Source organism: Psychrobacter sp. AOP31-B2-9 (genome assembly GCF_052378005.1).
GTDB lineage: Bacteria > Pseudomonadota > Gammaproteobacteria > Pseudomonadales > Moraxellaceae > Psychrobacter.
This window is the reverse complement of the sequence record NZ_JBQSXG010000118.1, coordinates 1-9563: the sequence shown is the minus strand read 5'-3', so window position 1 is coordinate 9563 and position 9563 is coordinate 1. Positions and strand designations below refer to the sequence as shown.

Here is a 9563-nt window from a genome sequence, read left to right as displayed (position 1 = left end):
AAGCACGTACTCTAAATTCTTTTAATTATGCGGTAAAAGACAATCATACACTTGAAGGCGTTATTCTGACAGATAATACGACTGCTATTAAATTCCGTAATTTTTTACTATCAAGTACCGGACAAGACATTTTAAAATCATACGACTACGATAATATTGAAGGTTATAAGAATAGTGTCGATGAGCTATTTAATCCAGCCAAACTCATAAAAACTGATGCAGAGACCACCTCAGTCAATGTCGCTGATGCCCTTAGTAATGGTAAATAAAAAGAAATCATACCTATTTATCGTTTGTTGATTGCTTTTATGACTCGTTTTTTCTACAATGTCACTCCATAATGCGCCTATAGCTCAACAGGATAGAGCAGTTGCCTCCTAAGCGATCGATCCGAGTTCGAGTCTTGGTGGGCGCACTTAACAAATATACCACACAACCCCGTATCGCCCCATATATAAGGCTTTGCGGGTTTTTTTATTGCCTATAGAAGCCCCTATCTACCCATAGTCACTCCTTGAATACTGTGAATAATACAGTATTATATACAGTACCACTGGCATAAACCTCTAAAGGATACTGTAAAAATGGCAAAAATCGTAAAGCCTCTAAATAACACTCAAGTCAGCTCAGCCAAGCCAGCCGATAGACCTTACACTCTGACTGATGGCGGTGGCCTATATCTCCATGTCAGCACCGCTGGCTCAAAATCATGGCGGCAAGACTTTACAACCCCGGTTACCAAAAAGCGCGTGACAATGACCCTAGGCCAATACCCAGAAATTACACTGGCAGCAGCAAGGCAAATGAGGGCCGATATTAAGTACCATCTCTCGAATGGTGACGATCCTCGCAATGTTAGAAGGGCTGAGGAGCGCCAACAAGTATTAGAGTCTAATAATACTTTTGAGGTTGTTGCCGAGGAGTATATATCAAGGCAGACACATTTATCATCAGCCACTCATAAGAATAATAGACGTTATGCTGCCTATCTAAGTGAGCATATTGGTGGCATGCCAATCAGCCAAATAGAGCCTATTGATGTGCTTGATGCTTGTAGGCCAACTGAGAGTAAAGGCCACCTAGAAACGGCTCTAAAGATGAAATCGCTGGCTGGACAAGTATTTAGGTATGGCGTACAGACGGCAAAATGTAAGCGTGATGTTACCCAAGATTTGAAGGGCGCTTTAAAGCAGCCGCCAATTAAGCATTACCCTGCTATTACCGACCCAGATGAGTTCGGTCACATGCTAAGCGCTATAGATGATTACAATGGTTCTTTTGAGGTAAAATGCGCCATAAAATTAATGCCAATGTTGTTTGTCAGAGCTGGAGAAATGAGATATGCTAAATGGTCTGAGATAGACCTAGAAAAAGGTACATGGACATTTACCCCTAGAAAGACAAAACGCAAGACTGGGGTATCACTGATAGTACCATTACCGACACAAGCGTTAGAAATATTCACTGAGCTTTCTGAGCATAAGAGAAGTGAGTTCGTATTCCCAGCCATTCACACCACCGTCCAACCAATGAGTGAGAACACCATGAACCAAGCGCTAAAGCGCCTTGGTATCAGTGGTGATATCCACACTATACATGGGTTCCGCGCCAGCGCCCGCACCATGATTTCAGAAATACTGAAATATGACGATAAATACATTGAGATGCAATTAGGACACATGGTCAGAGACTTGCACGGCCGCGCCTATAACCGCACTCAGTATATTAGTGAGCGTAAAAATATGCTGCAAGAATGGGCTGATTATTTAGATAAATTGAAATCATGAGCAATAAAGTAATAACTATATAAACGTCAATAGTGAACCCTATTATCAAGGCCCTAAAAATATTGCTAACGATATATTTTATGTGACATTAGCAATATTTTATCACTTAGTTTTTACTTAGATAGCATTCTTATAACGAGCGCTAATAGCACTCCTAGTTAGGAGTGCTTTATTAAATGATTATTTCAAATATATACTAGTATGACAACCTTAGTCTTATCCAACATTACAACTTGTTAGCACTGGCGTGCCTTTCTTGATAATTTTAATTAAATTAGCACCATCGTATCCACCCTCATAACTAACACTGTAGTATCCGTCAATTTCTATTGTCATTGGAATGCGATAGCACTTATTCTTATTAAGCTTTAATTTCTCAATCTGAGGATTATCTGATTCAAGCGCAAACTGAGTAGGATAGTTTGTTTTAGGTACTTTGGGAATCATCGCTTTTGATTTGCTATCCACAGTAAACTCAGCCGGAAACCCTGCTTCATTAATCAGATTATATTCAAGAATTCCTGAGACTACAGTCTTTCCTTTATATGTTGTCATGCCATCATTATCCGTAGTACCGATCTTTAACGGCGTAGCTGGTTTAGTGCTTGCCTTTGCTGCAGGGGCTGCATAAGCTGATACACCGGTAAGGGATAATGCTGCTGCTACAGTAAGTGATACCAATTTGTTTTTCATTTTAAATCCTTTTGTGGGTTGGTTGTTTAATGAAATGGTTTGGTTTGAACTGTGTACGTTATCGCATAATATGATTAGAGCGTTTAATCAAAAAGACAAGTAATCGTTTTGTTTTGAGAGTTGTAAGTTGCACCCATATCTATTATCTCATCCCAATACTCCATCTTATAAGATTTAAAGTTGGGCAAAACAGTAGAGAGGTTGGCAGTTGGTGCAAACCTTAAAGCCTCGCCTGCACCTGAAGATTCTGGTCTAAACATAAATATATACTCTTCTAAAGGCTGCCCGCGATATTTAATGCCGTCTTTGAATATTAGATGATATGCGGTGAACTCATTTCCTTCTTTTATTTTCACGTCTTTTATCGTATCGCGATATGCTGATAACCATTGTGACCTAGGCTTAACAAAGTACCTAGAGTCTTCTGATACCCCTTTAATACTATCCGCTAATGACACCTGACTTTGGTCAAAAGTTTTAAAAGACAAGTTTTTACCTAGACAGCCACCTTCCATATCACCAAATAAATAGACCATGTCACTTGCTGGTAGTTTTTGAGGGCTGCTTGTAACTACTTTTTTATTATCTATGGGAGAGCTACCCAAACCTTGTTGCACACCCACTATAGTGCCTGTCACTACCTCATTCACCAAAGAACCAACACTTTTTACTACTGTTGTACCCATTGTTTGACTCTCAGCACAGCCTGATAGAGCAATAAGGCTACTAATAGCAACCACTGACAACACATGATTCGATTTCATAATTTAATCCATTAGCGTTTAAAATACTGAATGAGTATTAGAGGTTAAAAGTACAAGTTATTTCATTACCATCATCATCAGAATCTATTAAATTAGGGTATATATCTCTGTTTTCAGGCTTATAAAACTCTTCAAAGCTTTTAGCAATACCAAAATCCTTGGATGTACCAGAATTTCCTTCTTCTGTCATTGCTAGGACATAAAGGGGCTGATAGCCCTCTTTTTGCCATTTGTAAAAATGCTGGGAAAAAGGAAAGTCTTCGTTTGTATCGCAATTAGATTCCACACGCGTTAATTCTTTTTCTCTAAATAGATCTTCAAGCTTATAAACGGCACTTGTTGTTTCATCTTCTGCTATGCCCTGACCAGAACTAATATTAACTAAGCCTGGTTTTGTTTTAGTACCATAAGCTACAACATGGCTATGATCATCTAAATCACCGATGATGGAATAGTTGGTACCTCCATCTAAAGCAGGTGTTTTATTTCGCCATTCTCGCACATCAGGTATTTCAGCCAGCGTTTCCCACTGCCAATCAGTACTGGGCTTTAAAGCGAGGTAATCAGTAACCTTAGCAAATCTAGGTGCGTTTTCTTCTTCGACAACCACTTCTTCAATAACAACGACCTCTTCTTCAGCAACTACTGGCTCTACCGCAGCCACTTCGGCAACAGCTGAATCTTCAGTAGTGACTTCTTGAGTAGCTTCTACTTTGTTATTGTCCGCACAGCCAGATAACGCAATAATACTGCTTATAGCAACCAATGATAAAACATGACCTGATTTCATAGTTACGCTCTTAATATTGTTAGAAAATGAGTGGAAGAATTATAGGAAGAAGAATTAGTCTTTAGCAAAGGGTAATGGATACGAATAAATCTTCATTAATGTACTGAGCACTTTTGCAGCTTTAAATTCATAAATATGTGGATCTTCTAGACAAACAAAAAAGTCGCCCATTGTTTATATGGACAACTCTTAATGACTTAATAAAATGGTAATCGCTATTTACAGAATTTGGCAAAGAGGTTGTTCACTACAGGGCGAGGTATTGTGTAATCAGCCATTGCCTCTTTTAAGCTTTTATAATCTGCATCACTTACTATGGTTGAGTTTATTGGGCTTGAACAAGTAATGCTTAGTACCCCTCTAAAACTACTTGTTTTACCATCAGCTGTTAAAGCAATCAACAGATTGTCTGGCTTTTTAAGGTTAGCACCCGTATACCCTTCTATTGTCATAGGATATGCAGTCCAACTAGTGCTATACACACCACCGTCTTGACTAGTATAAACATTAATACCATTTGAAAAACCAGGGGCAGCTAGTGCGCTAGTAGATACAAGAGATGACAGGGTTAAAAAAGCTAAAGACAAAAAGTAAGTAGGTTTCATTACCGCTCCAATAATTGACGTTTTTACAAATCCTTATTATTTTATTAATATAACACAAATGTTTTATCTTGTTACATATAACTTAGTGAAGCATGTTGGTAGAATATAATCTTATTCAGATATTCGTTATAAAAGACTCTCAAAGTTTATTGACTAACTATCAAATAAGTCACAAGCTTACATATAAGATATACTAAAGTTTAGTAAAATATAATATTGCTAATTTATAGCTCAAGTAATTCCAAGCTATAAAGGGTCAGAAATTTGAAATTCCTGAAGGATATAAGAGAGTAAAAGTGAAAGACATTATCACGGTTAATCAATTAAATTTTAATTTTCTTGGTAAGATTTTTGGTAAAAAAGGCGTCCGTCTGACAGATCAAGGCTTGCTTATAGACACCAAAAAAGGACCAACAGAGCTCATCTCTTTCGCTGAAGTTAAGAGGTTTGCTTATATTGAAGAAGGATTCTTTGGCGCAACTCTATTTGTTCATAACAATCAATCATTGCAAGAACACAAATTTTTATCCAAAACTAACTCTACAGCGTTTTTAGAGTCTATCAACAAAAAGATTGCTCACTCATTACAACCCCATCTCCTTAACCTAATTGAAGACTTTAACCTTCGAGTTTTGAGTAACTACCCTAGAGATTCTAATATAGAACCAATCAAGTCATTAGCAGATGAGCTGTCTATATTTTATAAAGATGCTAAGGTGCCATGGAATTACTTTAGCAACCCTAAGTTGTTTAGCGAAGTTGAGAAGATACACAACCTCTACCCTATCAAACAAGAAACCTTAGGCGCGTATCATGAAAAAATCAACCTAGAACGAAGAAAGTCTTTTTTTGATAGCGTAGAGTCAAACCCGTTGACTGATGAGCAAAGACTGGGTGTACTTCGCTCTAATGATAAGAACATGGTACTGGCTGCTGCTGGCACAGGCAAAACCTCTGTAATGGTTGCCAAGGCCCTCGACCTTATTGATAGGGGACTAGCAGCACCTCAAGAGATTCTAGTTCTGGCTTACAATAAATCAGCTGCTGAAGAGTTAAAAAAACGGCTTGCTGATAAAGCTGAGAACTCAGGCATCGTATTAACTGAATCCCCTCAAATTTCAACATTTCACGCTTTAGGTAGAAAAATCCTAGGGGATTCTGGTATCTCAACCTATATGAGCGTCTTCACTGAAGACAGCTTAAAGCTTGGTGCGTGGGTAACAGAGTGGCTAATAGAGTATTTAACACAAGATCCCAAAAGAATGGTCGATTTTATATCGCTATTCCCAGAACCTGTGAATCCTTTCGACTTTAAGACTCAAGAAGAGTATGAGCGGCATATCAGAGACAATGAGTTTAGAACTCTCCAAGGCGAATTGGTCAAAGGGTATCAGGAACTCAGGATAGCTAACTGGCTGGCTATTCATAAGATCGCATACGAATATGAAGCGCGTTATATCAGTAAGCGTAGAATTGACATAGGTTTTGACTACCAACCTGATTTTCATATATCGGACTCTAATATTTACATCGAGCACTTCGGCATTGATAGGCAGGGTAATACTCGACCAGATATTGATAAGCAAGCATATAACGAGTCTATAGATAGCAAGCGTAAATTGCATAAAGAGCTTGAAACAGTTTTAGTGGAAACATTCCATTATGACTGGACTGAAGATGCACTCGAAGCTCGTCTTGAAGAACGACTAGCTGCTGTTGGGGTTATTCCTGATAAAAACTCAGTTGAAGAGGCTTCAAAAGAATTACTCTCTAAGCTCAAGGAAGGCAATCAAATTGCCACTTGGAGCAAAATGCTTATCAAGGCTTTACAAGCCACTCGTTTTGAAAGGCTCAATGAAAACTCAATACTTGATAGACTAGAAAAAGCTGGCATCTCACAAGCAAAGAAAAAGACACGCATTCTAACGGACTTGCATGACGCGTATGTTGAAGAGCTTGTAGCTACTGACTCGATTGACTTTGACGATATGATTATTCGTGCAATAGCAGTTGTAGATAATGGTCAATACAAACCTCAATGGAGATATATTCTTGTTGACGAGTTTCAAGATATATCTGCTTCTCGGATGGAGTTTGTTAACAGTATCATTGAGAAAGGCCCTGATCCCTCATTAACCGTTGTCGGTGATGATTGGCAGTCTATCTATCGATTTTCAGGTGGTAAACTTGAGCTCACCACTAGATTCAATGAGCTGGTTGGACCGCACACCTTAACAATGCTCCAAAAGACCTTTCGCTATAACAATAGTATTGCTGATACTGCTGGGACGTTCATCATGGAGAACCCTGAGCAGTATCAGAAACACATCAAAACACATGACGTGATTAATGAACCACAAGTATATTTACTAGATGATAAGACTGGTGAAGAGAATGGTCTCTATAGTAGAGTCGCTGAGGTTGTCAGCAAGATTAGAGCAAATGACCGTGAGGGCTCAATAGCGATTATTGCTAGGTATAATTATTTGCTAAAAGATTCACGTGATTTTCTAGGTAAAGAAAAGTCTAAAAACATTCACTTCTGGAGCTTTCACAAATCTAAAGGGCTTGAAGCTGACTATTGCATCTTAATTGGCTTCTTCCAAGGGAAAAGCGGCTTCCCTAATGGCAACCGCGAGGACGCTATTCCAGAAGCCCTACTTCCAACATTAGACTCATTCCCTCATTCTGAAGAACGACGTTTGCTGTATGTTGGTATAACGCGCTGTAAAAAGAAATCGTATATTATTGCTAGTCCTACAGCGCCCTCAGAATTTGTTCTTGAGTTACTAGCCCCTAAATATGACATCAACATCTTCTCTAAATCGTTTCAAGAACGTCATAGGAAAATATTTAAATGCCCTAACTGCGTAAACGGCTATTTACGATTAATAAAAGGACAGTATGGCAGTTTTTATGGCTGTAGCTCTGGGAAAGGTTGTACAGTAGGTAAAGCGCGTGTCTGTACAAAATGTGAGGCACCATCTGTTGATGGACAGCATGAAAGCTTATGCAACAATAGAGACTGTGGTAATTCAATGAAAATCTGTAATAAATGTGGTCGCCCCATGAAAATGCGCGAAAGTAAATTTGGCAAGTTTTGGGGCTGTAGTGGTTATGGTATTCCAGACGATCAATGCAAAAACACAATCAAGATTTTCTAAGGATTTAATAGCTTTTGACTATCTAAGTTAGTATATTGAGGTGTGCCAGTTCCACGTTATTTTTAAATACGTCTATGCTCTTATAGGCAGTAAGCTAGACTATAGCGCATCAACAGCACGTAACTGATCCCGTCAAAGTAATGAACTTATTAAACCAAAGCGCATTGACGGTACACATTACTAGCATATGCACGACATTTTTAGCTTTAATTACAACTATACAGATGTTTGACAGTAATTCTAGATTATTTACATAAGAGTTTTTATATGATCTATTTTAGGTAATTCTAATAGCTATCTATGCTTCAGAATATATGGCTCGCAAACGAAAACAGTTAAGCTCCTCAGTCATACTTTGACTGTAATATATCTCTCCATCAATATAGATTGATGCTTCAATAGTTTCCGCTATATAAGCATGGTCATCTAATGAAAGGCTCTCACTGTACTCTGGATTAATAAATACTCCTTTCATATGCTCAGCACTAGGGAGTTGGCTTATCAGATTTTGTGTAGTTGCTTTTATTAAATCGGATTTAGAAACATTTGTAGCACTAGTCTGAATGAATTTAAATGAATTACTGCATTCAAATAAGCTTTTAATATCATAAGCATTCAAACAAATTTCGTAGCGTGGAGAGTAGACATCTAGTAGATTGATTAAATCATCCACTTCGTTAGGCTGACATTTAACAATGGCCTTTATGAAATCCAGATGATTAAAGAGGTGTTCAAACGTATCACTACCTGTTTGTATGCCCACTAGAAAATCAGCATCCACCTTCTCTTTTAGTGCTAATAGCATTTTCTCATCCCAATCATCGCTGATTATAAAATAACCGATAATAGATGGCGGAAAATAAGCCATATTTGGTTTGTACAACACTGCAACCGATATTTCTCTCCAATGTTGTACTCCATTACAGACGTCTCTATTTTTATACTTCGCAGTACTCGAAGCTACTTTATCATTAGAAGTATGGCATGACTTTTCACAATCAACGACTCTCTGTAAGTCCTCCTCATCAGAGCTTTCGTCATAATAAACACGGTCTCTTACTATATTTTTCTCATCAAGAAGCTGTTTTCTTGATAGATAATCTTGAATACTATTTCCCATAATTATCCACGCATCTAGATAGTCTTATTATGTGATTACTTGCAGGATGACATTGACGTCGTCTATTGCAAAGCAAACTTTTAATACTTTAAGTATACAAGTATACTGATAAATAATAACTTAACTTACAGAAATAGAGGAATGAGAAATATGAAAAAAAGTGCTGAGATTTCTGAATGTCAAAATTATAGGTATTCTTTGGAACGCGTTTGGGATCCGACTAAGAAGCTAGTAGGCTTTATAGGTCTAAACCCATCAACAGCTGATGGCATTGAAGATGATCCCACCATTCGTCGATGCATAGAGTTCGCAAAATCTTGGGGAGCAGGTGGGATATACATGACTAATTTATTTGCATACCGTGCTACAAATCCAGCCGTTATGATTGAACAAGAAAGCCCCATAGGTCCAGAAAATGATAGCTACCTAGCTCAGTTGCCCAATAAAGTAGATAAGATCGTGGCTTGTTGGGGCAATAGCGGCTGCCATAAAGATAGAGCTAATCAAGTAAAAGGGCTTTTAAAGGTTGACTTATTATGCTTAGACGTAAACAAAACTGGTGAACCTAAACACCCTTTGTACGTTAAGGGCAATACCGAACTAACAATATTAGGATAAGTAAACTTTGGTAGAAACAAGA

Annotated in this window: 8 protein-coding genes, 1 tRNA gene and 1 pseudogene; 5 read left to right on the top strand and 5 right to left on the bottom strand. The window is 38.1% G+C overall.

Features of this window, described 5'->3' with window-relative positions; genetic code table 11:
• The 3 genes and pseudogenes from ACT3SX_RS11795 to ACT3SX_RS11785 all read left to right on the top strand — a co-directional run.
• Positions 1-269: pseudogene (locus tag ACT3SX_RS11795) on the top strand (hypothetical protein); the annotation flags it as partial.
• A 73-nt stretch (positions 270-342) separates the two neighbouring features.
• Positions 343-415: transfer RNA gene (locus tag ACT3SX_RS11790), tRNA-Arg, on the top strand.
• 169 nt (positions 416-584) lie between these two features.
• Positions 585-1787: a tyrosine-type recombinase/integrase gene (locus tag ACT3SX_RS11785; protein WP_444761754.1), complete on the top strand. Its 1203-nt coding sequence runs from the start codon at positions 585-587 to the stop codon at positions 1785-1787.
• Between the two features lie 216 nt (positions 1788-2003).
• Here the strand turns inward: ACT3SX_RS11785 and ACT3SX_RS11780 are convergent, their stop codons facing one another.
• From ACT3SX_RS11780 to ACT3SX_RS11765, 4 genes are all read right to left on the bottom strand, one after another.
• Positions 2004-2480, bottom strand: a complete 477-nt coding sequence (locus tag ACT3SX_RS11780) for a hypothetical protein (protein WP_444761753.1) — start codon at positions 2478-2480, stop codon at positions 2004-2006.
• An 83-nt stretch (positions 2481-2563) separates the two neighbouring features.
• The gene (locus ACT3SX_RS11775; RefSeq protein WP_444761752.1) at positions 2564-3244 is read right to left on the bottom strand and encodes a hypothetical protein; all 681 of its coding nucleotides are present in this window, start codon (positions 3242-3244) and stop codon (positions 2564-2566) included.
• Between the two features lie 37 nt (positions 3245-3281).
• Positions 3282-4034, bottom strand: a complete 753-nt coding sequence (locus ACT3SX_RS11770) for a hypothetical protein (RefSeq protein ID WP_444761751.1) — start codon at positions 4032-4034, stop codon at positions 3282-3284.
• A gap of 215 nt (positions 4035-4249) precedes the next feature.
• Positions 4250-4639 carry a hypothetical protein gene (locus tag ACT3SX_RS11765; RefSeq protein ID WP_089554776.1) on the bottom strand — a complete coding sequence of 130 codons (390 nt, stop codon included), beginning with the start codon at positions 4637-4639 and terminating at the stop codon, positions 4250-4252.
• 296 nt (positions 4640-4935) lie between these two features.
• Between ACT3SX_RS11765 and ACT3SX_RS11760 the strand changes: the two genes are divergently transcribed.
• Positions 4936-7803 carry a UvrD-helicase domain-containing protein gene (locus ACT3SX_RS11760; RefSeq protein WP_444761750.1) on the top strand — a complete coding sequence of 956 codons (2868 nt, stop codon included), beginning with the start codon at positions 4936-4938 and terminating at the stop codon, positions 7801-7803.
• A 298-nt stretch (positions 7804-8101) separates the two neighbouring features.
• On the opposite strand, the gene ACT3SX_RS11755 is transcribed toward ACT3SX_RS11760, so the two are convergent.
• The gene (locus ACT3SX_RS11755) at positions 8102-8923 is read right to left on the bottom strand and encodes a hypothetical protein (protein WP_444761749.1); all 822 of its coding nucleotides are present in this window, start codon (positions 8921-8923) and stop codon (positions 8102-8104) included.
• Positions 8924-9073: 150 nt separating this feature from the next.
• Here ACT3SX_RS11755 and ACT3SX_RS11750 point away from each other — a divergent pair, with 150 nt between their 5' ends.
• Positions 9074-9541 (top strand): DUF1643 domain-containing protein, encoded by a 468-nt coding sequence (locus ACT3SX_RS11750; RefSeq protein ID WP_444761748.1) that lies wholly within the window; start codon positions 9074-9076, stop codon positions 9539-9541.
• The last annotated feature ends 22 nt before the right edge of the window (positions 9542-9563 follow it).